We start from the raw sequence: 25093 nt of genomic DNA on the forward strand, positions 1-25093 counted from the left end.
GGAGTTACTATGGCACAGGTGAAGCGTTACTCACCGGAGGTAAGGGATAGGGCTATTCGTATGGTTGTGGACCACCGAGGGGAGTACCCTTCGCAGTGGGCCGCGATTCAATCGGTAGCTAACAAGCTCGGCATGACCCCAGAGACCCTACGTCACTGGGTACGCCAAACCGAGATCGATACAGGGGACCGCGAAGGAGTAACAACCGAAGCCAAGGAGCGGGTGCGCCAACTCGAACGCGAAAACGCTGAACTCAAGCGGGCGAACGAGATCCTGCGCGCGGCATCGATTTTCTTCGCGACCGAGCTGGACGGTCGACCAGGAACCAAACGAAACAAGTCGTCGCGTTCGTCGACTCAAACAAGGACAAGTGGGGGGTCCAGCCGATCTGCACAGTGTTGCATTTCGCCTCCTCGACCTACTATGACTACAAGCGACGAGAACCCTCCGAGAGAACCCTCAGGGACGAGGAGCTCAAGGTCCTCATCACCGAGACCTACGAGGCCAACTACCGCGTCTATGGGGCCAAGAAGCTCTGGGTAGCGCTCAACAGAGCTGGCCACCAAGTGGCTCGCTGCACCGTGGAGAGACTCATGCGTGAGCTGGGCATTAAGGGCGCCACCCGAGGTAAGGGCATCGTGATCACCACCATCGCTGATGAGGCGCTAGAGAAGCCTAAGGACCTCATCAAGCGACACTTCGTGTCGTGGGAACCAAATGAACTTTGGTGTGCCGATATCGAGCGCCACGAGGCGCCTGGAACCGCGCCGTGGTGAAAGGACACGGCCGCCCACTCGTCGCAGCGAGTGAGTAGAAGCTGAGGGCAGCCTGACCCTAGAGGACATAGGGAAAGGTGGCAAGCAGCCCTGACAAAGCCGGGGCGGGTCAGAACTGTCAGATGGCCTGAGTGCCCGGCGAGCAAGACAGGAAGGTATAACGACAGTGAACCAGCGTATGAAAGCCTCTCAAGAACGAGCCACCAGCTCCAAACCTGACGGATATGGGCTGGGTTGCAATGCGCATCGGCATCTCGGTGTCGAGAACTCCTTGGTCGATTGATGTCGTCGATCGGGAGGCCACGGTGAAGGCCTGCGGCGTAGTCGTGGCGAAGTTGCAGGGGCATAGTTGGGTGCCTCACCTGTCAAACGGTGAAAGGATGAACGTGGGAACCACTTTGACAGCCCCCTACCCGGCCAGCAACCAGCTGGTTGGCGGGAAGGCGTGTCGCTCGTTGATGCTGTCTAAGTGGGGCGGAGGAGTCGTAGTAGTCCGAGGTCGGGAAAGCCGACTACATGGCGAAGGGCTCCAGCGTGTTTGTAGCAACAGAACAGAACGAGGAGGTCGCTTGTGAATATAGGCGCTCCGTGGCCCGACCTCGACGAGGCAGAGCACCGGGTACTCAGGATGCAGACGAAGCTACACCAATGGGCGATCAGTGATGCTGGTCGTTGTTTTGATGACTTATTCAACCTTGTCTATGACCCGGCGTTCCTCGTTATGGCGTGGAGTCGGGTAAGGGACAACAAGGGTGGGCGCACCGCCGGCATTGACGGGATCGCACCACGATCTATCGCCTCTGCCGGGGAGTTTCTCGGTGAGCTACGAGATGACCTCAAGGCTCGTCGGTTTAGCCCAACCCGAGTTCGGGAGAAGGTAATCCCCAAGGCGGCAAGCAAAGTCCGTCGTCTTGGGATACCAACTGCTGCGGACCGGGTGGTGCAAGCATCCTTGAAACTAGTGCTTGAGCCGATCTTTGAGGCGGACTTTAAGACGTGTTCTTATGGCTTTCGCCCCAAGCGCCGAGCCCAGGATGCAATAGCTGAGATACACTTCCTTGGCACACCGGTCCGTAACTACGAATGGGTGTTTGAGGGAGATATCAAGGCGTGCTTTGATGAGATCGACCACACTGCCCTCATGGGCAGGGTGCGACGTCGAATCGGAGATAAAGGTATCCTTCGCTTGATAAAGGCATTCTTGCGAGCTGGAGTCCTTACGGAAAGGGGCCTCAATCGCGAGACAATCACCGGCACTCCCCAAGGCGGGTTATTAGAAGCTTCGCATAACGACCCTTATGTGAAGTAGACGATTATGCGAAGTTGACACCCAGACTCCCAGGTCAGATTGGCATCCAGGTCTTATGTACTTCGCATAACGTCACCATGGGCCAAAGTGGAGTGGAGGATCTTCACGATCCCGCTAACCCATTGAGGAGGTACCTAGTTCATGTCTGAATCATTTTTCCAATTGACCACTGCCTTAGAACAGGAGCTACATCGGCTGCACTACGCCGAGGGGACGATCAGTTACTATCGGCGCATGTGGAGCCGTACTGCTGCGTTTCTGGAGGCCGAGCACGCCCCAGACCTCACTGAGGAGTTAGGTGTAGGGTTTTTAGACCAGCAATATGATTTCTTGCCTCGTCAGGAGACCGGAACGTTGAGAGACATCCGAACACACCACCCCGAGACTGCCCGATTAGACCGGCGTTGCTGACCTCTTCAATGGCCTGCAAGTCCTCAACAAAGTGACGACGCATTATGCGAAGCTACTGCGCCCATGGATACACCTTGACATGGGAGTATGTCCGTCAACTTCGCATAATCGTCTACTTCACATAAGGCGGGATCCTCTCGCCACTACTTGCCAACATTGCCCTATCGGTGTTGGACGAACACTTCTCATCTAAATGGGAGGCACTCGGTCCAGCATCGATGCGTGCCAAGCATCGCAGGGCTGGAATACCTGCTATGAGGATCATCCGATATGCGGATGACTTTGTGGTCATGGTTAACGGTTCCCGCGACGATGCCGAAGCACTCTGGGATGAGGTGAGAGCGGTGCTCGCTCCGATGGGCCTACGCCTATCGGAAGAAAAGACGAGGGTCTGTCACATAGACGAGGGTTTTGACTTTCTCGGCTGGCACATCCAGCGTCGGAACCGTAGGGGTCAAAACGGCAAGAAAGCCGTCTACACCTACCCATCGAAGAAGGCTCTCGCCTCGGTGATGGGCAAGGTCAGATCGCTGACTACAAGAGCAAGGCACCGAACACTTTGCGACCTGCTGATCTCGGTGAACCGAGTCCTGCAGGGGTGGTGTAACTACTTTTATCACGGTGTGTCCGCGCAGACCTTTAGCTACCTCGATCACTTTACGTGGTGGAGGATCTATGGCTGGTTGCGCAAACGACACGCCGGGCTAAATAAGGGGACACTCGTTCGTCGCCACCTCCCCAACTGGGAGATACGCGATGGGCGAGTCGAGATGTTCCGGCCACAGAAGGTAGCGATCGTTCGCTACCGATACCGGGGTACTCGAATCCCCACACCATGGTCAAGTGAAACGACAGTCTCACCCGTTCAGGTGGCATAACACGTGGAGAGCCGGATGCGGTGAGAGTCGCACGTCCGGTTCGGAGGGCGGTCCGGGGAAACCTACCAGCTGAAAGGCTGGCAGGGCGTCCCGGTCCGACCCTACACCTATGTCAAGACAAGGGCTGGGTGGGCATATGTAGCCTTCATCATCGACGTCTTCTCTAGGATGATCGTCGGTTGGAAGGTGGCCAACTCTCTCGGAGAGTGACCTAGCTACCGATGCGCTAGCAATGGCTATGGCGGCGAGACCAGATACCGAGGATCTCATCCATCAGAGCGATCGAGGCGTCCAGTATCTCTCTGTGGCCTACTCGGCAACTCTTCTGGCGGCTGGCATACGACCTTCGGTCGGCACTACGGGTGACAGCTATGACAATGCTCTGGCCGAGAGTTTGAATGGCCTGTACAAGACGGAGTTAATCCATGCGATCGGTCTCCTTGACGACGAGATCGCGGTCGAATGGGAGACCTGTAAGTGGGTGGATTGGTTCAACAACCGACGGCTTCACTCCTCGATTGGAATGATGTCGCCGGCGGAATACGAAGCTCTCTACTATGCTCGAAGGCAGTCAGGAAATTACCTGATTGACAACTAACCGAGTCTCTGTAAAACCCGGGGCGGTTCAACAGGTATATTGCGATTAACGCCAACTTAATTGACACAAGACAAAAGACAGCCACCGCAGTGGAACCATGTCTGCAAAGCGCCGAGAATGGATATTATGTCAAGTTGGATGCTTGGCGACCGGAATATATGCTCAAGATGAGTTGTCGTGCCTCAATCATCTTGATCAAAATCTCATTCAACATGATCTATCTCTGAAAAAGGGGGAACTCGCAATAAAGTTGATGAAACTGTTGACAGGAGGCTTGCGGATGAAACCGTTTTGGGCTTCTCCTAGCTAGAGGTCTTGTGGTACACCTTGTCGTGCGGTGACTACGAATGAGAGCTGGAATATCCCGACATTGCTATACTGTTGGAATATGGACACATCCCCACACACCGGTACTACTGCTGAGCGCTCCTTCCGTATCTACAATGCGAAAGTTCTTGGCATCGCTCTTCGCGAGGCTCGTAGGTCGGCTGGCTTGACCCAACTGGAGATGGCCGACCGGATCGGTGTGGATCGTAGCTATCTCTCCGAGATGGAGAACGGCAAGGAGACTGAGCAGCTTCGTCGGCTCTTCCAGATCTTGCGCGAACTCGATATCAAGATGTTGCTGCAAAGCGAGTTATGGTGAGTGTAGACTCGCTTGTCATCTGGCTCAAAGGCGAACCGGTGGCTCGTGTTGAACGTGATCCTCGAGGCCGTCTATCCCTTACCTATCTCGATGTGACATTTGACCGTTTCGACCTCGGTGCTCCCGTGCTGTCCGTTTCGCTCCCGCTTGTTCGAACGAGCTACCCAAACGCTCTGACGAGGGATTTCCTAGACAACCTTTTACCGGAGGAGCCCGCGCGCTCCATCCTCGCTGCAAGATTCAGACTTGGCCCATCGGATACCCTCGGGCTGCTTGGGGAACTGGGTAAAGAATGTGCTGGAGCGCTCGTCATCCAGCATCTCGACACTCAACCGCCACCAGTTTGTTCCGATCCCTCGTTGGCCACCCCAGTCGATGATACAACCGTGTCATCGCTTTTGCAGGCACTCCCTCAGTCGCCGCTTGGTGTAGGAAACGGGGTACGAATTTCTCTCGCCGGAGCACAACCCAAACTGCTCCTGACGAGACTAGAAGATGGACGATGGGCACTTCCCACGGGAGGAGTGCCTTCGACACACATCTTGAAACCGCCGATAGCAGACCAACGCTTCCCATTCTCGGTTGACAACGAATACTTCTGCATGCGTCTTGCCTCGAATGTTGGACTGGCAGTCGCTGAGGTCGAACGATTGGAATTTGGTACCATCCCAGTCTTGGCTATCAAACGATTCGATCGGAGATGGGAAGACGGAGAGCTGATTCGCATTCATCAAGAAGATACTTGTCAATCCCTGGGTTTACCTGTCACACGTAAGTATCAAGCTTATGGAGGACCGAGCCTGAGACAGATCGCCGGATTGTTGTCAGAATATGGAACCCACGATGATCTCATCTCCTTGCTTGAGCTGGTGACGTTCAATATTGTTATCGGAAACTGCGATGCACACGGCAAGAACTTCACTTTGCTTCACCTCCCCGAGGGCATACGCCTAGCTCCTGGCTACGATCTCATGTCCACCCTTTGTTATGCCCAGCATGACAAGCAGATGGGAATGTTCATCGACGATATCCAGACGGTGGATCGGATACGCTCTGAAGGGATCGTTAGAGAAGCAACGAGTTGGGGTATGACTCAAGGGGAAGCTGCGGAAACCGTACATACCCTGCTTGCGCGGCTCCCTGAGTCCGTTGAGGCCACTATTGGTGAGGTCAGGACGCACAACGATTCCCTGAACCGTGTCATTCAAGCTCAGATAGAGCTGCTGGCTCCCCAGCAGCCTCGCAAGCGTATTCACTTCGACATGTAGACCGACAGCGTGCGTCCAACGTAATGGTCAGCTCGCATACCAGGTAGGCCAAAATAGCGTCTGGCCAGGATAAACCCAGAGGGTCAGCATCGAGTCTGCTCAACGTAATTGAGATAAAACCATGGTTTGGAACCTGCGCGGATCATCTGTACTGAGACAAACCACGCCCCAGGAGCAGAACTGATTATAAAAGACCCAGTCAGAGCGCCACGGAAAGATCGCTTTGATCGAAACGCGACACCGGAAATCGGGCAAAGTTTCAATATAGTTGGGAAACATCCCGATAGGAGACTTGTGAGCGACAATTTCCTTGGCCTTGACTACCTAGACCCTCGGGGGCGCTCTATCTCATGTCAGCACTACAATGGCCTGGTGAATATGCCTTTTGAGTCGGTGTTGCCTGTTCGATCGTTCAGTTCATATCGGTTCAAGAAGAACTAAGCAGGTCTCTATCCGTTCCGAAAGCTGGACACCCAGGTCCCCTTTGAATGCTTGCTCGAAAGTGACTATCTTCTGCAATGCGATTGGGAGAATCAGGCCGTAGGAATTGCCGCGCAGCCGTTCACGATCTGCTGGACGCCAGGGGTCAAGAGAAGCCACACCCCTGCTTAGTGCGCTTGCGCAATGACGATGGACTTGTCGTAGACGTACGCACTGCAGAGCGGATTGACGAGCGGACCCGCGCCGCGCTAGACGTTACAAAATGTCTTAGCGCTCAAGTGGGCCGGATTTATCAGGTCGATGACGTTAAGCTTCAATCTCGCCGCCACCGCGCTCAAGTTGCGCAATCGCTTCCCGAGAGATGGTAACCGCAGCGTTAAACACCTGGTCGAGAAAGGTGATGTCCTTTAGGAAGGACTGGAGGGGTCCATCAAGGAACTGTGCCATCGCGATAGCAAACTCCCGCCGCGTGCCACTCTGTTGCAGTACATCAATTCGCTCAGCAAGCTTCTCTAGAAATACACTCCGTTCCAGATGGTAGTCAACAATCTTCTGCTTGACCAGGCCACTGTCGAGCTCAACTCCAGCCTGTTCAAGCATGTGAATATCCCACACATCCCGGTGCTTCAGGTAGGGGCGATCCCCCAGAGCAAGAATCTTGTCCGCCAAAATCTCCTCGCGAGACTCTGTCTTCACCATGAGTGACCGGTAACTGTACTGTGCCGTAGAGGACAGTGGTCGTACCAGCCGTACCTCGCTAGTGTGGGCTGGAATGTTAGCAACTTCCAGATGGATGACGTGAGACTGCTTCAAAGATCGGTTCTCTCGCGGAAGATGAACCTTTGCCTTCCACCTGCGAACCGCAATTTTGTCGTCCGGATTAGCTTGGCGTTCCTCAACTGCGACGGTCAATCCGTAGTGAGACGAAATATTGTCGGTGAGCCTACGCTTAAACTCCCCCATTACCACAGGATCGAATGCTGTGCCACCGGCAAAGTCAAGATCCTCCGAGTATCGGTTGCCGCCGTAACATAGCCGAAGCGCGGTACCGCCTTGAAACACCAGGCTTCTGGCTGCATCTGCCTCGAGGAGAGCCTGCAGCAGCTCATAGTGCATGATCTCCTTGACCACGGCGGACTCCGCCGCATGCCTCTGAGATGCAATCGCCTTTGCCGTCGCCAGCATGGATTCATACCCTGGCTCCATCATCACTCTCCTCCTTGACTAGATCAAGATTGCGTCCTACGTGCCTAAGATCCCTGAGAGCACGTTCTGGTACGGCCACGTGGATACCCCTAAATGGATCGAACACCACGTCAGTGGAAAGGGGAACTCTTACAGTATGCGTGAACTCCAAAATCCCAATCGGCGTTGTCATTAGATAGCTACGGCCAGTTGTCATCACTGTATAACGCATCGGGACTTGGGAGATCCATCCAGCCTCGGACAGCACACATTCCAGACTCAGATAAGAGAAGTCAAAGGGCCGGATCACGGACACCAAAGCCAGCAAGGGTTCTGTCGGCGCGCTACGAGCCCTTGGATTCATGTAAACATCTTTGCAAACCCGTTTGATAACTCCAGCCTCTTCATGGCGCGACAAGGACTTTGCGAGTGCCGATGGTGACTCATTGAAAAGCATCTCCAGTCTCGGACCATCAAGAGCCCAGATACCGGCCATATCCAACCAATCCAACGCACGAATCAGTTCAACTACTCTCATAACCATCATTATACACCTATTGCCTCTATATGTCCTATTTATGTAGAGCAGTAGCTACCTTGCTCGCCCTCGGTTGGTAGGCTCCCCCAAAAGTGATTCACCTCAACTACGAGAAGTGCGACCAGAATCAAGCTGAGATGAAAGTCTCACTTCTGGTTGTGTACCTGACGCTAGGGAGGTGGCCAGCAGGAAAATACTGCCGCAACGACTCCAGCCCACCCTACTGGATGGCTTATCGTGCACGGAAGGAGGATCCGCTTAGGCCAGCATCGAGTCAGAACAACATAATTGAGACAACGCCATGGTTTCGGACGCGCACGGATCATCTCTATTGAGACAAGGCACGCGTCAGCGGCCGCAGGAGGAGAAACATAGCCGGTCAGGACGTCGCACCACGATCAGATTGATTGAGATGCGACATTGAGTGTCGTGTCTCAATCATCTTGATCAAAGTCTCCATGCGAGAAGATCATAGTGATTGAGTGACGAAACAGTGTGCCACGAGCAGCGGCGATAATGCATTCGTCATCGATCGGCGCACCGTGGAAGCGGATCGATGATCGATCCTTAAAAAGGTCCGGCGTTGTAAAGGACCGCGGAAGCACAGGCGCGTCGGAATGAGAGAGCATAGAGTATCACTGCACGCACGAGAAGCCGTCAAACTGCTCATCATGACGAACGACATACTATTTGAGAATCCTGAGAATAATCACGACAATCAGATGATGAACTCACCAGTATTTCGCTAGGGTTACTCTGATCGGTCTCAAGTGACAGAAGGAGTGTCGGCTTGGCTTTGTGGATGCAGGGACGGCGGTGGGTGATCGTACTTACCGCTCTTGGGTTGGTGCTCGCTGCTTGTGGTTCGACAACGTCACCGCACGCGGCTACGACACATCAGCATTCGGCCGTGCGACAGCCATCGACGAGTACGACCACTCCAACACGTTCTGGGCGAGAGCCTACTGCTGTTCCCACCAGCGCGTCGCAAGCAGGATGTACTCTCGGTGCGCTGACTGCGACGATGAGTGGGCACCTTGCCAAATCCTGCTACCGCATCCCCAACCTCCCCTCGGGGACTTACTATCTCGGTATCGAGGCAGTCCCTATGCCGCGAGGAGCGGCGGCGGAACAAGGGGGCTTCACAGTGCCCTCCGGTCATAGCGAGCCAGCGGTAGATCTCACGGTATCGCATCCATCAGTTAAACCTGGGGAGGCGGTCACTGTTTCTGGTCGTGTCAGCACGCCACTCTCCCCGGAACCAGACCATGCCAATCTTTGTTTCGATGGCTGCGTGGATGGGCTGCAATACGATGGCGTTCCTGTACACTGGCTCTCTTCAACGGAGTTTCAAACCTCCTTCGTTACACCAGGTGGCCCCTGGCTTGAACGCTATCCGCTGCGGGTCGTTTCACCCAGAGCGGGTAGCTATCGCGTGGGGATTCAATGTCTCAAGATATTGCAGGCATGTGGGCTAGGCCACGCTGAGGGATCGACGACCCTCAGCTTCGCACACTCCGTCAAGACGGTTCTGCCGCAGATCGTCCTCCCGGCCGACAAGGTTCTCCCCGGCGAAATGATTCCGGTGGAGGGCACATCGGTACTCACCACCATCATCGGCAGTAATCAACCCTTTGTGGATCAGTTTTACATCGTCGATCGATTCCCCAGCACGACAATTGGCAAGGGGGTGTATGAGCTGGCTCGCACGCGGTCTGGCACCGGCACCGCGTTACTCCTTAGCCCCGTGAAGTTACGGGTGATCACCCCGCTGACGTACCAGTCCATCAGTCTCAAAGGTCCTACAGCTATCCAGACGAGCGCTGATCCCCCAATTGTTACCGAACAAGGAACTAACGGGGTCGCGCTCACCTGTAGCTATAACCCGCAAAGTCAGGCGAACGCGATCAGGATGCTGTCCAATGGAAAGGTCAGCATCGTCAATACCAGGGGCGTCGCTACGCTCTTGGAAAGTAAAGGGGTGCCGACTTCCGTCGCGGGCAATGAGTCCTGTGCTGGTCTTGCAGCTTTGCGCACCTCCAGCGGCAAAACCGTGATCGCGGCCTCCTACGCTATCGATATCCCAAGTCAGACTCCAGCCTTCTCCTATCTTCCGATCATCTCGACAAATGAGGGCACGACGTGGACCATCATTCCCTCGCCTGCTGGAATCAGCGATGCGAGTTTCGCCGGCCTTCGAGCCACACAATCCGGCATACGCGCCTACTTCAGCGTTCCACATCATGGCGTGATCGCCGAACGTACCCTGAACGGAACTAGCTGGCAACAGGGTGGATTGCGCTGTCCACAGTCCGGACCCTGCGTTCGCTTCTCCCCCATTGCAAACCTGACGAACTGCGCAATGAACGGATCGCAAGAAGCGATCCTCGTGTCGGGGGACCGGGGGCAGAGCTTCAAGGAACCAGGTTGGCCAAGCGTGGTGAATGCCTGTGGACCCAACGAACTTTTCTCAGTTCATGGGGTGGAGTACCTGCTCGATCCTGAATCCAGTTTTTACCCACTGCGTCGCAGCACGGATGGTGGCACCAATTGGCAGGTGGTGAGTAGTGTTCCAACCCCGCCGGGAGTATCGCCTCCAGGCACCTCCCCGCTTGAGCAAACCAGTTGGGGTGAGACTGTACTCGTTCTCCCGGGGTCCGGTGAGCTGCTTAGTCTTGGGCAAGGAAGCAAGAGCGCCATGCTTGCCCCTCATGCGCACCAGTGGTGCACAATACCTACCAGTATCATCCCAAAGAATGTGGGTGGGGCTATCACGGGAAATAGCTCTCTCTATTTTGTCACATACTCCAGCTCGGAGACCTCTACCTTTAAAGATATCCCTTTGACGGCATTACGTTGCAGCAGCTAAGGCCTAGACCTGGAGTCCTTTGCGGCGTTAGCGTGGTTCCACTGGTGCGCGGTTTCGTCTTCCAGCACTTACGACTTGGCGACAGAGGACTCTGATGGCTATGGATTGCGTAGAGACATCTTGCCTGAGAAGCTTTCCGGTGTGCACCAAGTGTCCGCTTATGGAGCACGAACCGAAAGTGATCTGGGCTTGCTGGACCGCTTGATCACAGAGATCACCTCAACTACCCCATTGCGCCGAAGTCTGCTTCGGTGGTAGCTTACCTGACTCCGAGCATTTGGCTCGCAACGTAGCTGCACCGCAGTCTCGGCCCCGGCCCGCGGCCCAGATCACTGAGCGATACGAGGTGAATGGAGCGTCAGATGACGATCACAGTCGGTTCGGGAATGATGGCTGGCCGTTGCCATCCGACCCTGGGGGCGTAACGACGGGTGAGCACGATAACAATGCTCTGGCTTAAAAGTTTGCATGGCCTGTGCAAGACGGAGTTCGTCAATGCGATTGGTCGCCTTGACGACGAGATCGCTGTTGATTGGGAGACCCGCAAGTGGGTGGATTGGTCCAATGATAAAAAGGCTACACTTGTCGATTGCCAATCATGGCCGCCAGTTGAATACGACGCTCTTGCAAGGGCTGAGTGTCCAGCCCCACTTGGTGGATGGGCCTTGAATTCGGTGCAGTTCGCGACTACTATTGAGTTATTGAAGATGAAGCAATTCACGGTCAACGGTAATACCTAAAGCAAACAGCATGATTTTTGGGTGGTGACAAATGGGCAAGAACGCAGGTCGCGATGCACGTCGGTTGCGCTCGCGCATAGTGATGCTGACTATCGGCGCCTGCATAGGTGTTGGGGCGCTGGCTGCTTATGTCAGTATCGAAGGCGGGGCTCGACCACAAGCAGTTGCCCATAGTCACCGGGTGTCGAGCGACATTTCGCCATCACAGCCAACCTCATCGGTTCCAGGCGGTGCGGTCGCAGCGGTAGTCCAGCAGGCCGAGGCGAAGTTGCCATCACAATCAGCCGATGCCGCCCTAATAACCGCCCGGGGCATCGCCGTCAGCGACGGGAGATATTCAGAATCTGCATCAGGTATCGGTCAAATGATGCATGGCTTCGAAGTGAACGATCTGGTTAGTCGTGTATCGCCGTCGATGAGCATGTCGACGATTGAGACGACTGTCGTTACGTCAATCGAACAGTCTTCAAGGTCCTACTCATTACAGGCCGTTGCTAGTGCAACGCTGGATGTGATGCTCTTACAATACGCGGCGAAGACGAATCAAATGGTACCGTATTCCACTGCGCTCCAACAGGCGCAGAAAAACTACCATGGGTACTTGGTAGCGGGTTCACCACCGCTGTCGCTGCCTAATGGTGAAACTGCGAAACAGAGCTTCATCTCTCCGGAAGCCGTCCATCTTCTCCGCGATGCACTTACAACCACAGAGATGAGAAAGAAGATTGCCGGAGACCAGTACGCACCTGGGGGTTCTATCCATAATCAACGTGCTGCTCTGGCTGCCTGGATGACAAAACATCTTGACAGCCTGCACCCGAGTGTAGTGAACAGTCCCGTTCCCATTGCACAACTACCGAATGACCTCCCTTCGCCGATGTAGAGGGTTTGCAGGACAATCAATGATTGCCTGTGACATCAGATTCTCACGGCGCAAGACTGCCGTCGTGGAGTACCGAAGTAGCCCTAATTCCAGCTCTCCCTCCTCGAAGCGCACATCCATTGGTCTCCCAGCCAGCTCATCGACGTCGTTCACTGGCGACGCCCGTCCGGTCTCGAGAGGCCGGGCTGGCTTGGTTGGAGTGTGCAGTGTTGGCGGTACGGTTGAGGTTGGAAGGATCGACCCCGCGAGGCTTGCGCAAGAACAACCATCCGTAGCGGACCCCTAGTCGATGCTGGCTGGCGACGACGATCGTTATTCGTGTTCACGGCGTACCGAATACGACAGGCCTTCCAAGGAGTAGGCGAATTCTATCCCTAGCACCATCTGGAGTGATCCACATCCCCTACCGCTGCGTCACGCTTCCGAGAATAAAGACCCTGCAAGGCGGAGCTACTGGCTCGATGGGTAGGCGAAGCCTGTTTGCAGAGATCGATAATCCGATCAAACCGACCCCTCGTGCTGGTCGATTACCACAACAATGACGAGGGTTCGACCTCTCACCAGGCCTCGTTTCTCTTGGGAAGGCACGACAGGCAATGGAGGTCTCCCCTACCGCACTTTTCAGACCTTCTCCACCTTCTCCCTGCTAGAAGGGTTGGGCTTAGCGTAGCGGAAGACTACAACTGCATAGCAATTGTCTTGATACACTTCATGGACTCCTTCATCCACAAGCAGGGAACTCCTAGCTGTGAGCAAACCAGACGCCCCCTCCTGGTCGGCAACGAGTACTCTCAAACTTTGCCTGCCCAAGCGCCTGCTAGGAACTACGCTTTGGGAAATACTCTAAGATGGCGTGCACGCGTCGCGATGATCTAGTACGGTACTAGTTAGATGTGGAGGCATCGCCAGCAAGGTCGACTGCCACCATAACCGGAGACGAGTGGCTAAGGATATGTATGCTGGGAGAGAACGTGTACCACGAACACTCACGAAGTATCGCGAGTAGCCAGGCAGTCCTACATCGCTGCATGCTCGTTTCGGCATCCATCACCATATTGGCACTTGTCCTGTGTTCCTGTGGGACAAAGCCAGTCGCTGCCAAGAACACCGTGAACTTACCGTTGCTGCCGACCGTATCTAGTGCTGCGATGCGAACATTAAGAGATGCTGGGCACGGAGATGCCTCAGAGAGGTGGAGCCTCCTAGGAACAATCTCGAAGCCAGTTGTCATTGAATGGGAATGCGAGGGTCCAAAGGGGATTCGATTTACAACTGCGGGAAAGACACTGGCCTCCCAGCCTGAGTGCGGTAAACGGACCGGGGTGGTCTTCTCGACGAGTGTGCCAGTGGATTTGCTCAGTGGGCAAAAGCTGGAATGGACGGCTAGCAAAAGAACTGAATGGCGGGTTGTCATCTATGAAAAGTAAAGAGGATCCGCAAACGATACAGAAGATATCACCGGAGTTGCCCTTGGCCGATCAAATGCGGAAGCCAACTGATTATCTCACTCCAGGCTTCGGGTCTCTAGGCAACCTGGGCCCCCAAATATTCTTGCACCAGCCAGGTCCTACGTCTTATCAAACCCAGGTGATAACTACTGCACTCCTTAGGTCATCTAAAACGCCACTCAGGAAGGCATGTAGCAACGACTTCATAGCCACATGGTGTTTATCAAGGATGCGGGCCATGCCAGTTCAGCGCAGGACGTGAGGAAAAATGGTCGAGCACTACCAGAGGGAAGAGCCGCGAGTCCCGGACGATATCCACCACGAACTCATGGAGATGTCCCTTGTTGGACGAGAACTCACGCTCTCGTATGATCTCGAGATCGACCATCAGGCTCTTGACTCGATGCTGGTTGAGTTCATCGCCTGGCGAGCGCGGCAGCGCGCGTCGCAGCCGCTCACCAAAGAGCGCGTTATCCTAGGTGTTCTTGCACCAACACGCCTGGGCATAGCTGCTGGCCACTGGCTGTTGACTCGACAACAGCACAAGCCTCTCGATCGTGCTCAGCAGTTTGCCGCTTTCCATTCAATCCAGATCCGCATCTCGCGAGAGGGAATCGTTCGTGCCAAGAATAGTGATGGGAACCTGGCTCAGTTTCCCATTCACGGCCAACGTCCGAGTGATACGATTGGCGGACTACTATACGATTTGGCTAGTTTCGTTGTGCTACCAAAGTCGAGGAAGTTAGGGCTCGAATTGCCGTTTGCGCACGCAATGAGATTCGACCAGGACGCAACGTTGACCCTCATCTTCGAGGCCGAGGCTTTCGGCAGGGATATGGTGGCTCAACCGCCCCCGGTCCCCTATTGCCGCTGGGCCAATATAGCGATGGTTCCGTACGCAACACGAGTGCAAGCCGACTTCGATACCGGTAGGAGGGTACTCACACAGCATCGCGTTTTTGATGCTTCGGGAAGACAGGTGGTCGGCCTTCGGCTCTGTCGCGATCAACCTTGATCGGCTATCGCCTGCTAGGAACACTACAGTGACACAGCGAGCCCGTGTAGTGACTGACTACACCGCTAAAGAACCTGGAGCCAACAAGGAGCATATCGTCAACCCCAATCGGATGGAGGTGGCCACTGCCGCCACCCATCCCCGTGTTTTTGAGCATCAATGGCCTATGATGGCAGGAATCAGCGTGTGACTCTCAAACAATCTGATGGACCACAAAGGAGCAGAACATGACCAACAGTCAGTCCCGAGCTGCAGGCAGGTACGTGTCGGTTCGCGCACAGGAAATCCTCGAGTTGGCTGCATCATTTTCAAACAGCGAAGGATATCAAAAAACTACTGCCATCCACGTGCTGCAGGCGATGCTCGCCGTTGGACGATCGCCGATTCGCGACACCCTAAACCAACTTGGGTTGACTGGCGAGCTCCTCCATCGCTTCCTCACCGAACATCGAGGCCGCCTAGAAACCATGTTGGCGAATGAGCATGATTGCTATCTTGAGTGGGACCAGATCGTGACCTATTCCTTTGGTGCCAGCGCGTCGCATCGCTTTGCGATGGCGAAGCTAGTCGATGATGTAGACCTACTCTACGGGTTCGCTCTTATGTCACGGATGGCAGGACTCGCTGATCTCATCCGTCAAGCTCATGGACGCCCTCGCATGTTCACCATCCGCGTGATCCACAACTGCAAGAGGATGAGTAAGGATGGCAACATTGCAGCGACCGTTGATCCTACATCTAAGATTCATCTTCTTCTCACCGATGTTCGCGATCGCTCAGCCCTTTTTGCGGCCCGGAATGATCCTGGTCCCTACGCGTACACCCTAGCGTTGTGGATGGTGTTTGCTGGAACACTACACTATTACTACCACAACCCGTGGGTGTTCGCCTCCATTGTTGGCCTGCTAGTCGCCTACGTACTAGGTGCTAGTATCGCGAAGGCTCTTCTATTCGTGAGGAAACGTATCTCCCTTCGGAGCGATGAGCCCTATGTATTTCAGTAACAACACTGCCAGAGGGACGGCCGCCCTTTTCCTCGTCTGAGGAACGAGCAATCGGCCAATGTCCATTCCAGAACTATCGACCCACGATACTGATACTCTGTTGGACTATTGACCCACTAGAGTGGACCGGTTTGGCGGTAAACACAAGGATGATGATGGGCAAGGTCACCACAAGGATGGCAATCACCAAAGCAATTGCAATTGCGCGGCCACTCCAGGTTCTCGTAGGCTCACTCGGCTGCACCTCACCTCCGTAACACTCCCAGTGTAGTGCGTGCTCGAACTCATGACCACCTCACTCGATCAGCACAACCTGGTTATCACGATACAACTTCGGGGCTCCGCTTCGAGCGGCGCGACTATCTCGGTCCCTCTTGGACAGAGGCTGGGCTCACCGTCATCGTTTGCGCTGGATCGCCGTTCTTTTCTCTACGCATCCACCAGAAGGGAAGATTGAGAAGGAGAAAGAAGACGATAGCGACGAGCCCTGCAACGACGATATACCAAGGCCACGGTCCAAAGAGGTTGAGAATACTCCAAGAGTGCGGGGTCCTGCGTAAGAACATGTAGTTGCCACCGGTCAACCAATCGATTAGCCCGGTGCCAGCAGTGAAGAGTAGCGTAAACCCATAGACCTTGACAATGGCGAACCGCCGAGGATAAAGCTTTAGCCCGACAACTAGATAGACCGCAGCTGCAACGACGGCGAGATGTCCGAAGGTGTACTGAAAGACGAGTAGATGGGAGAGGGTGCGTGGTAGATCGGGCGTGATCAATGCCTGAACCACCCCCGCGAGTGCCCAGAAATAGGTGACCTCGACTAGCAGTGGCGTGCGCCACCAGCAGGCGGCTGCAGCAACGAAGACCGCAAAATCACACAGGTAAAGGGGCAGGCCATAGCTTGCATGCCATGGCCCATCGGTGAAGATTGTATAAAACCATAACGCACCTTTGGCCAGGAGAAGGATTGCGAGCACCCGAGAGAGGACGATGCCCTTACCACCGGGATCGGTGCGCGCAACGCGGCAAGCAGCGACCGTCAGGATGATGGCAAGGCCAATTCCACCCAGGTAGCAATCCAACGTGTCTGGTGTCATCTTCACCCAACTCTACGGTGCTCTGGTAGAAATTCTATCCACAAACCAACAGTGGTACGGTGTGCCACGACCGGGCTCGCTTCAGATGGGTATTATGGCGGCTATGAATGCGTCGCTGTTACCGTTCTTTCGGCGTGATCGAGGTGGTGCGCATAGGGGTCGTAAATAAGAACGCCGGTACCGCACGCTCGCAGCGCCTGTAAGCGATGGCCAGCGCCTATGCACATGGTTTCACTTATCCGATCTTGGCAACGCGATGGATCACCACAACTTTGAAGGCGGTGCAACGGCTGCGCGACCTGTCAAGTTAGGACCCCCGCAAAAGTAGCCAGTGCTCAGGCAGACGCACCGGACCCGGACCCAAGTACTGGATAGCAGCGATCCTTGAGGCAAGCGTTACCCGTTCCTGGTGCAACGGTCCCTGGTAAGGCAAGACTCCCAGACGATCGCTTTGACTGCTCTATCCATCAAAGCCGTGGCCGCAGCCTTCACTAACGCACCATGACACCACCGCTTACCCAACCAAGTTGCCATCCAGGTCTGTCCTCAGCTGGGCGCATCAGGTGATGACGATAGATCATCGTAGAAGTTTCTATCCGCACTAGTGTGATAGATGCCGCAGACAAGTAGATAGGTGTCGGCGGAAGTAGCGAAGAATGCCTAGCATGGAGTTAGGTTTTGTTCAGCACGATCCGATCCAATGACAAGAAACCCTAGGGTGGTTCGGATGTCAAGAAACCTCGGACGTGCCCTATTGGCCAAGCGAGAGGAGTCAATATGAAGAGAACCTGGGGATTCAGGACCGGCCCAGGACGCCGAACGCTTATCGGTGCCACTGTTCTCGTGGCCGCTGGCCTCACGCTATCAGCCTGCGGCTCCTCATCGAAGCCGACATCGAATTCACAAAGTTCGACGAGTAAAACGAACTCCTCAAAGGCCACTAACAAAACGACTAAGTCAACTGACACCTCCACCGCGAATCGCGCAGGACGTTGTCGGTCAGCCAATCTGGTGGCACACATGGTCTCTGTAGAGGGTGCTGCTGGCAGCACCATTCGTACCTATACCCTGGTGAACACCGGAACAAACACTTGTACGTTATATGGCTATCCCGGACTCCAGCTTCTCGGTACAGGCGGCACCAAGTTGACGACCCGGGTGGTCCGAACTCCAGCGACCGAAAAGTCAGTGAAGCTCGCCCATGATGCAAAGGTCGCATTCATGATGCAGTTCGCCAATGCAACGGGGTACGGTAACGAATCTTGTCCGACGTCCTCCTCGCTAGAGATTACCCCACCCAATGACTATCACTACCTTACGCTCACGGGTCCGGCAGGAACCATCCAGGCCTTTGGTGGCACCGTACAAGATCTCAAATGCGGCACTATTGAAGTACAACCCGTAGCGGCTGAACCTTCCTAGGGCCAAAGACGGCTGAACCATCCCAAGACATGAGCTCATGGTCCCAATGAGCCATCAAATCGGTTGTAGTCCGGTAACGTGATATCGTTACCATAGGTCGTTTCGTGCTTGCGAGGGAGAATCAATGTCTGACGCCAACGAGTTGCGGTCCTTAACCTCGACCTATCAAGAACTAGCGGCGCGAGTAGAGAAGATCGAGCGAGAGCTGCTTACGCGTAAGCAGGAATCTCCCGCGCAACCGTTGCGCCAAGTGGGAGCACACTCGCGAGCCATCCTCCGAGAGCTCGAAGAGGCAGTACGACGTCTCGAGCGACATGAGGGAGGCCAATGACCTCATCCAAAGCACTCGGAACGCGATGGGTCGCGCTCGTTGTCACCGCGATATTCATTGTCGGCATGGGCGTCGAGGGCCTCACAGCTGGTAAGAGTGCGCACACAGGAGTCGATCACCGAGCTCTGTTGACCGCTCTGGTGCGTGCACTCATTAGTGCGCTGATGGTTCTCTTCGTCGTCGGTGTGGGTCTGGTGGTTTTCGCGGCCTTGCGTCGAAACGCAGGACAAGGCGCCCGCTGGTTCACCGGCCAACAGAGCCCCTTCACCTTCCCGCTATGGTTGCGGATACTCATCGCCACTGGGGCCGTCTTCTTCTTAGCCTTCCTCGGGTTCCTGTTTTATGCATTTGCTCCACGTCGCAAACATCAACAAGCGTCGATCGAACGACTCAGGGCGAATACGGGTATCCATACGAAAGGACCGGTTCCGGCACCCACCCACTTCGATTACCTGCTTCCCGTCGTGGTAGGCCTCCTCTTCCTGGTCGCCTTGGGTGTTGCTACCGTCCTACGACAACGTGCGCGACGCCGCAGCTATGCTGGTCATGAGCGCAAATTGCCACGGCATACGACAGCCGGTCAACGACTTCGCCCAATCCAAGAACTCGAAGACATCGAGGATCCCCACGATCAGATCCTTGCCTGCTGGGGTTATGCGGAGGCTCGCCTAACGCAGCTTGGCTTTGCACGTTTGCAGTATGAATCATCCAGCGAATTTGTGCAAAGACTAGCGCCAAGCCTTCCATTTCCTCCTCTGGAACTGCAAACACTGGCAAACCTGTTCGTGGAGGCGCGGTACTCGAATCATCGCGTGAGTCAGCGAGACGGAGAACTCGCCTACACACTCATCACGCTCTTTGAAGCCTCTTGCACGAGGTCCACGACCAATGCGTAACTCGACCATCCTTGGTGTACTGGTTATCATCACCTTAGGGGCCGCTCTTGCCTTTTTCCATATCCTCACCACCGTGGTGGCGCTCCAGGCCGTGCTCATCACGAGTAGCGTACTGCTCATCCTTGCCTCGCTGCCTCTCGAGGTCCGCGCCTGGTGGAGCTTGGGAAGCAGTCGGTCGCGAAATTTCGATTGCCCACTTGACTCTGACCCCATCGACATTTTGCTCGCCACCTATACCGTTGACAACGTCGCGGCACAGAACCTGAACGCTATCTTGAATGACCTTCTCTTCGCTGCCGAACGTAGGTCAACTAGCGGCGAAATCACCACCCTTAGATCAACACTCTCGGCAACAGCGCGTTCAGAGGTCGACCGATCCCGTGCGCTCGACGACGATCTGCTACAACGCGCACTTTCACTACTGGAGGAAAGTTGGAACCAGCAATAGCGAGATATCACGCCACCATGCGAGACATTATCGATGAGATGAATCATGCCATTCATGGCAAAGATGAAGTAGTGGAGCTGGTTGTTGCATCGGTGTTTGCCGGTGGCCACGTACTCTTAGAGGACGTGCCAGGAGTGGCGAAGACGCTACTTGCGCGTAGCCTGGCAGGGACATTAGGTCTTGGTTTCGCACGCATTCAGTTCACCCCCGACCTCCTGCCAAGTGATATCATTGGTCTCACGATTTGGGATGCCAAGAACCAGCACATGCAGTTCAAGAAGGGGCCAATATTTACCAATATATTGCTTGCCGACGAACTCAATCGTGCCTCACCGAAGACACAGTCAGCGCTTCTCGAGGCGATGGCAGAATCCCAGGTCACCGTCGATGGCGTCACATACCCGCTACCGGACCCCTTTATCGTGATTGCGACACAGAACCCAATCGAGTTCGAGGGAACATACCCGCTGCCAGAGGCCCAGGTAGATCGCTTTCTCGCCGCTACCACAATCGGCTATCCCAGCCAAACCGATGAGGAACAGATCGTGAACGATCATCTTATAACCGGACTGACAAACACCTCTGTGCAGCAGATCTTTCATAGCGAACAGCTTCAAGAGGTTCGGGAAACACTGCCGAAGGTGTTCGTCTCCGATGCGATCGTCGCCTATATCGTTGCTCTCACGCGCTACACGCGTGATCGTTCCTCGGTTTCGTTAGGTGCGAGCCCGCGAGGAGCCATCGCACTTGCGTTACTTGCCCGAGCATCGGCGGCGGTAGCTGGTCGTGACTTCGTCACCCCGGAGGATGTGAAGGCGATGGCGCTGCCCGCTCTAGGCCATCGCATTCGACTGAGTCCAGAGGCGTGGATTCGCGGAGTACGCCGAGAAAGCATCGTCAAGGAAGCGGTGCAGGCGGTGCCAGCACCCGTCACTCTCAACGAGGGTAGCAGTCCACGCTAATGCAGCGCCGCTACACGGCTCGATTTGCACTGTTGTTACTAGTGACATGGGTAACCCTTATCTTGGCGGCAATCGATGGCCCCGTCATCATCGCCATCGGCACGCCTCTCATACTCCTGGTCGCCATCGGACTGCTGTGGCCTCGGACACCCTTTGGTGCTGTCAGGCTCGAGGCTTGCGGCTCTGGGATTTGCTTTGAGGGTGATTCGGTTACGTTCCGGATCAGCATCGAGGAGCTGCGATCCCAACGCTATCGAATCCAGATACGTAGCGGAGATCAGCTTTTTGGGGATGCTAACGTTACGTCTGATTCAACGATGATCACCGTCACTTTCCCCCGTTTCGGGGATCACCACCTCGACGCGAGTACCCTCGTGAGGGAAGGACCATTCGGACTCTTTGAGGATGTCCTACACCCCGAAATAACTGACTCTATCAAAGTCTTTCCCGCTATCGAGGAGATCAGTCCACTCTCTCGAGCCGTGGATGCACAGTTCGCCATTGGACGTCATCGCTCGACCATGAAGACCCATGCTGGTCTCGAATTTGTCGATGTTCGCCAGGCAGGTCCTGGTGACGTCCTCGCTGACGTCAACTGGAAGGCGACTGCCCGGACCGGTACAGTATGGTTGAACCAACGTAGCAGTGAGCTTCCACTTGACCTCGTCATTTTCCTCGACAGCTTTTCACCAATGCAGCTTGCCAACCTCACCAAAATCGCCTCCAACCTAGCCCGGGTCCATCTACGCAACTACGATCGCGTAGGTCTTGTCGTTTTTGGTGGAACCATCGGTTGGATTCCTCCGGCCTCCGGTCGCTATCAGGAACGGTTGATCGCCGAGCGCCTCCTGCTCGTTCGACCGTACGCGACCGCTGCTGACAAACGCATCGATCTCCTGCCGCGAAACGCAATCCCTCGGTCAGCGGCGATCGTGGTTCTCAGCGCGCTCCAAGATCGTCGAATGGTGCAGGCAGTGCGAGACTTACGCTTGGCAGGGCATCCCCTGACGGTCGTTGGGCCCTTGGGGGCGCAGACGACCGATGGCAACGACGCCCAACGGCTGGGCGCCTTGATGCGCCGGCAGCTCCTCGAGGACATCGCACGGCTCGGTGTCACCGTGGTGAACTCAGAGAACCCGACCCTCTCCCCTACGTTCGGACCATCCCCTCGTGTCGGTTAGTTCGACCAGATATAGCGGCATGGCCCTTCTCGTTGTCGGCGTCGCCTTAGCCCTTGTCGTCGTGGCTCATCGAAGCACTGTGACCTGGCTCATCGGCGCAGTGACCATTGTGGCGATTGTCATCGGCACGGCGAAGGGAAAGAAAAGTGCTTCGCTTTTGGCCGGAGCCGGCTTGGTTGGCCCAATTGCGATGGTGGCCATTAGCCCGCCTCGCACGACACTACATCTCCTCCTTCTGGTCCCCCTGGGCCTCTTGGACCTCATTGGCTTTCTTCTCGCTAGCTCTCCGGAGCCATTACGCTCCACATTAGGTCCGCTAGAGTGGAGCCTCCTGCTTGGTGCCGGCGTCGTCTCCGCTCTGGTCATGGTCGTCACCTTGGTCACCCCGCTCACCAACCTCGTGGGTCACCTGATCTCAGGTATCCTCATCTTGGCAGTTGTTTTCGCCCTCTACCGACTGGTTCCGGAGGCGAGACAGAACCCACCACGATGAAGTAGGCCTGACTCGTTCTCGGTGGCGCCGGTCACTCGCTCGCGGACGGATGATTAGTCATCTTGATAACGATCGGTGATCGAAAGAAAACCCTCGCCCACGATCTGGACCTTGATTAAGTTGGTGGTGCCGCGCACACCAAAGGGAATGCCAGCCACCAGAGCGCAGAGATCACCCGACTCACACAGGTGGAGGTCGATGGCGTTCTCGATCGCCTCCTGGATCATGACCTCTGTGCTTGGAGAGCGGGGAATCACGACCGGGATAACACCGTAGCTGAGTGTCAAGGATCGTGCGGCGAAGCTATCCGGTGTCGCTCCCAGGATCGGTACACTTGGGCGATAGCGGGAGATCGTCCGAGCGGAATGGCCCGACTCGGTCACCGCGATCACCACCTTGAGCAGCAGATGACGGCTCAGATCGGCGGCAGCGGATCCGATCGCGTCGGCAGTCGAGTGGATCGTCCTGGTGGGATGCGTGAGCAGCGTGAGACTTTGGTCCGATACGATCCCTTCGGTAGCGCGGGCAATACGATCCATCTGCCCTACCGCATCGACAGGATAGGATCCAACTGCCGTCTCGGCGGAGAGCATGATCGCATCGGTTCCATCGAGGATCGCATTGGCCACATCAGAGGCCTCAGCTCTCGTCGGAGTTGGCGCACTAATCATCGACTCAAGCATCTGCGTGGCGGTGATCACCATCTTGCCGCGAGCATTGGCCATGTGAATGATGCGCTTTTGCTCGATCGGCACCTCCTCGACCGGGATCTCAACACCGAGATCACCTCTCGCCACCATGACCGCGTCGGCAACATCGATAATCTCACCGATATGTCCCAGGGCATCACGACGTTCGATCTTGGCGACCAGTCGCGGCGTGTTTTGGGTCGTGGCGTGAGATCGGATAAATTCACGAGCTAGAGTCAGATCTTGGGGTCCCCCCACAAATGATAACGCAAGGAAGTCGATATCATGCTCGAGGAGAAAACTGGCATCGGCAAAGTCCTTGTCAGTCATCGCAGGGATTGAGAGATGCGAGTCGGGCAGGTTTACGCCTTTGCGCATCGCGAGTGAACCACCCTGGGTCACGAGTACCGAGACTCCTTCGTCGGAGATACCCTCGATGACACCACGAACTGCCCCGTCGGCAAAGGCGATGCTTTCGCCCACCGCAACCTCACCCAACACGCCAAGCGACGTGATGGTAAGTTTCTGGGGAACCTCCTCGGGGTCACTCTCCGAGAGGATAAATTGATCTCCAGGCTTGACGAGATGGAGACGCGCTGGCAACCCAGTAATCCGTAACTTCGGTCCACAGAGGTCACCGAGAATCCCGATGATCTGGCCAGTTCGTTTGGCCGCCTCTCGGACGTTCTCGATGGTCATGGTGTGCTCGGCGTAGGTTCCATGGGACATGTTGACGCGAGCCACATTCATCCCGGCTTCCACAAGTGCTACAAGGCTCTCAACTTCTTGAGAGGCGGGTCCAATACTGCAGACGATCTTCGTTCGCCGAGGTGCGTTCATCAAGGCTCCAGTCACATTTGCCTATCACCCTACTTCGCCTCTGGACAGAACGCGATGAGACGAGCACGCAATTCCGTGAATGACCTCAATAACCGGCCGCTGACACGAGAGCTGGCGAGTCATGGCGCCAGAGGAACGCTCCTCGGTTACGGGACCTCGTCGTCTTGGACCTGACTCTTGAGTGAACGAGCAAGCCGTAACAAAAATCCACGAATACTCGAGTCGGCGAGTCGATGAAAGACCGCTTGATCCATAAGCTGGCCAGGTCTCCCGAGTGGCGCACGATAGGTGCCCTCGAGCCAGAGCTGACTCATCTCGGCCTCCATGCGTGAAATCCCTAGTGTACCCTCGAAAGTCGGAAGCAGGCGCGATCCCGAAACGGGCGCCCACGTGATGGGAAATATTACGCTGTCTCTCGAACGTGACGGTGCAGCAAGGGTCACCACCACGGAGGCACCAAAAATCCTCGCAGCTCGCAACCCCATGCGGGCCTGCACAGGACTCTGACTGAGGCGTGTTCCCGTGATCAGCTCTCCGAGCCAGCTGCTGGGGTGCTGGGTCAGCTGCAGCGCTGCCATCTCCCAATTCATATCGAGGTCAACAAAATCTCGGACAAAACGGACCGGAGACTCGTCACCACTAAACGCAGCGTCGCGATCTGCATACTCAACCATCGTGGACCTTCATCTTGTCCTTTATCGTAGGGAGAACCACGGTTAAAGACC

The 25093-nt window shown here is 55.5% G+C and carries 22 protein-coding genes and 2 pseudogenes; 19 read left to right on the plus strand and 5 right to left on the minus strand.

The window, feature by feature from the left end; translation table 11 throughout:
* Positions 1 to 9: 9 nt before the first annotated feature.
* The 7 genes and pseudogenes from M7Q83_RS14215 to M7Q83_RS05075 form a co-directional block, all read left to right on the plus strand.
* Positions 10 to 255, plus strand: a pseudogene (locus tag M7Q83_RS14215) (transposase); the annotation flags it as partial.
* A gap of 140 nt (positions 256 to 395) precedes the next feature.
* Positions 396 to 776, plus strand: coding sequence for an IS3 family transposase (locus tag M7Q83_RS05050; protein WP_298336021.1), 381 nt, complete (start codon positions 396 to 398; stop codon positions 774 to 776).
* Between the two features lie 571 nt (positions 777 to 1347).
* Positions 1348 to 2052 (plus strand): annotated as a pseudogene (locus M7Q83_RS05055) (reverse transcriptase domain-containing protein); the annotation flags it as partial.
* Between the two features lie 575 nt (positions 2053 to 2627).
* Positions 2628 to 3374, plus strand: coding sequence for a group II intron maturase-specific domain-containing protein (locus tag M7Q83_RS05060; protein WP_298336173.1), 747 nt, complete (start codon positions 2628 to 2630; stop codon positions 3372 to 3374).
* A gap of 238 nt (positions 3375 to 3612) precedes the next feature.
* The gene (locus tag M7Q83_RS05065; RefSeq protein WP_298336025.1) at positions 3613 to 3972 is read left to right on the plus strand and encodes an integrase core domain-containing protein; all 360 of its coding nucleotides are present in this window, start codon (positions 3613 to 3615) and stop codon (positions 3970 to 3972) included.
* A 388-nt stretch (positions 3973 to 4360) separates the two neighbouring features.
* Positions 4361 to 4618: a helix-turn-helix domain-containing protein gene (locus M7Q83_RS05070; protein ID WP_298336027.1), complete on the plus strand. Its 258-nt coding sequence runs from the start codon at positions 4361 to 4363 to the stop codon at positions 4616 to 4618.
* Positions 4615 to 5886, plus strand: coding sequence for a HipA domain-containing protein (locus tag M7Q83_RS05075; protein ID WP_298336029.1), 1272 nt, complete (start codon positions 4615 to 4617; stop codon positions 5884 to 5886). The genes M7Q83_RS05070 and M7Q83_RS05075 overlap by 4 nt, the downstream gene beginning before the upstream one ends.
* A gap of 747 nt (positions 5887 to 6633) precedes the next feature.
* Here M7Q83_RS05075 and M7Q83_RS05080 read toward each other — a convergent pair.
* Both M7Q83_RS05080 and M7Q83_RS05085 read right to left on the minus strand, forming a co-directional pair.
* Positions 6634 to 7536: a nucleotidyl transferase AbiEii/AbiGii toxin family protein gene (locus tag M7Q83_RS05080; RefSeq protein ID WP_298336031.1), complete on the minus strand. Its 903-nt coding sequence runs from the start codon at positions 7534 to 7536 to the stop codon at positions 6634 to 6636.
* Positions 7517 to 8050, minus strand: coding sequence for a hypothetical protein (locus tag M7Q83_RS05085; RefSeq protein WP_298336033.1), 534 nt, complete (start codon positions 8048 to 8050; stop codon positions 7517 to 7519). Before M7Q83_RS05085 ends, M7Q83_RS05080 begins: the two co-directional genes overlap by 20 nt.
* 790 nt (positions 8051 to 8840) lie before the next feature.
* Between M7Q83_RS05085 and M7Q83_RS05090 the strand changes: the two genes are divergently transcribed.
* The 5 genes from M7Q83_RS05090 to M7Q83_RS05110 all read left to right on the plus strand — a co-directional run bounded on the left by M7Q83_RS05090 (position 8841) and on the right by M7Q83_RS05110 (position 16009).
* Positions 8841 to 10919, plus strand: a complete 2079-nt coding sequence (locus tag M7Q83_RS05090; RefSeq protein WP_298336035.1) for a hypothetical protein — start codon at positions 8841 to 8843, stop codon at positions 10917 to 10919.
* 771 nt (positions 10920 to 11690) lie between these two features.
* Positions 11691 to 12542, plus strand: a complete 852-nt coding sequence (locus M7Q83_RS05095) for a hypothetical protein (protein ID WP_298336037.1) — start codon at positions 11691 to 11693, stop codon at positions 12540 to 12542.
* A gap of 1716 nt (positions 12543 to 14258) precedes the next feature.
* Entirely contained in the window at positions 14259 to 15005 is a 747-nt protein-coding gene (locus tag M7Q83_RS05100) for a hypothetical protein (RefSeq protein ID WP_298336039.1), read from the plus strand.
* Between the two features lie 28 nt (positions 15006 to 15033).
* The gene (locus tag M7Q83_RS05105) at positions 15034 to 15195 is read left to right on the plus strand and encodes a hypothetical protein (RefSeq protein ID WP_298336041.1); all 162 of its coding nucleotides are present in this window, start codon (positions 15034 to 15036) and stop codon (positions 15193 to 15195) included.
* A gap of 37 nt (positions 15196 to 15232) precedes the next feature.
* Positions 15233 to 16009: a hypothetical protein gene (locus M7Q83_RS05110; RefSeq protein WP_298336043.1), complete on the plus strand. Its 777-nt coding sequence runs from the start codon at positions 15233 to 15235 to the stop codon at positions 16007 to 16009.
* 359 nt (positions 16010 to 16368) lie between these two features.
* Here the strand turns inward: M7Q83_RS05110 and M7Q83_RS05115 are convergent, their stop codons facing one another.
* Positions 16369 to 17106 carry a TIGR02206 family membrane protein gene (locus M7Q83_RS05115; protein WP_298336045.1) on the minus strand — a complete coding sequence of 246 codons (738 nt, stop codon included), beginning with the start codon at positions 17104 to 17106 and terminating at the stop codon, positions 16369 to 16371.
* A 777-nt stretch (positions 17107 to 17883) separates the two neighbouring features.
* Here M7Q83_RS05115 and M7Q83_RS05120 point away from each other — a divergent pair.
* The 7 genes from M7Q83_RS05120 to M7Q83_RS05150 all read left to right on the plus strand — a co-directional run bounded on the left by M7Q83_RS05120 (position 17884) and on the right by M7Q83_RS05150 (position 22839).
* Positions 17884 to 18528 carry a DUF4232 domain-containing protein gene (locus M7Q83_RS05120; RefSeq protein ID WP_298336047.1) on the plus strand — a complete coding sequence of 215 codons (645 nt, stop codon included), beginning with the start codon at positions 17884 to 17886 and terminating at the stop codon, positions 18526 to 18528.
* 124 nt (positions 18529 to 18652) lie between these two features.
* Positions 18653 to 18859, plus strand: a complete 207-nt coding sequence (locus tag M7Q83_RS05125) for a hypothetical protein (protein WP_298336049.1) — start codon at positions 18653 to 18655, stop codon at positions 18857 to 18859.
* Complete coding sequence (locus M7Q83_RS05130; protein ID WP_298336052.1) at positions 18856 to 19755, plus strand: DUF4129 domain-containing protein; 900 nt, start codon at positions 18856 to 18858, stop codon at positions 19753 to 19755. Before M7Q83_RS05125 ends, M7Q83_RS05130 begins: the two co-directional genes overlap by 4 nt.
* Positions 19748 to 20203 (plus strand): hypothetical protein, encoded by a 456-nt coding sequence (locus tag M7Q83_RS05135; protein WP_298336054.1) that lies wholly within the window; start codon positions 19748 to 19750, stop codon positions 20201 to 20203. Before M7Q83_RS05130 ends, M7Q83_RS05135 begins: the two co-directional genes overlap by 8 nt.
* Before the next feature lie 17 nt (positions 20204 to 20220).
* Complete coding sequence (locus M7Q83_RS05140) at positions 20221 to 21165, plus strand: MoxR family ATPase (RefSeq protein ID WP_366526374.1); 945 nt, start codon at positions 20221 to 20223, stop codon at positions 21163 to 21165.
* Positions 21165 to 22346, plus strand: coding sequence for a DUF58 domain-containing protein (locus M7Q83_RS05145; protein ID WP_298336058.1), 1182 nt, complete (start codon positions 21165 to 21167; stop codon positions 22344 to 22346). Before M7Q83_RS05140 ends, M7Q83_RS05145 begins: the two co-directional genes overlap by 1 nt.
* A 19-nt stretch (positions 22347 to 22365) precedes the next feature.
* Complete coding sequence (locus M7Q83_RS05150; RefSeq protein ID WP_298336060.1) at positions 22366 to 22839, plus strand: hypothetical protein; 474 nt, start codon at positions 22366 to 22368, stop codon at positions 22837 to 22839.
* 53 nt (positions 22840 to 22892) lie between these two features.
* Here M7Q83_RS05150 and pyk read toward each other — a convergent pair whose 3' ends face one another.
* Together pyk and M7Q83_RS05160 are read right to left on the minus strand one after the other, a co-directional pair.
* Positions 22893 to 24368: a pyruvate kinase gene (gene pyk / locus M7Q83_RS05155; protein ID WP_298336062.1), complete on the minus strand. Its 1476-nt coding sequence runs from the start codon at positions 24366 to 24368 to the stop codon at positions 22893 to 22895.
* 146 nt (positions 24369 to 24514) lie between these two features.
* Positions 24515 to 25042: a hypothetical protein gene (locus tag M7Q83_RS05160; protein ID WP_298336064.1), complete on the minus strand. Its 528-nt coding sequence runs from the start codon at positions 25040 to 25042 to the stop codon at positions 24515 to 24517.
* Positions 25043 to 25093 lie beyond the last annotated feature (51 nt).

It is taken from the genome of Ferrimicrobium sp. (assembly GCF_027364955.1).
Classification (GTDB): domain Bacteria; phylum Actinomycetota; class Acidimicrobiia; order Acidimicrobiales; family Acidimicrobiaceae; genus Ferrimicrobium.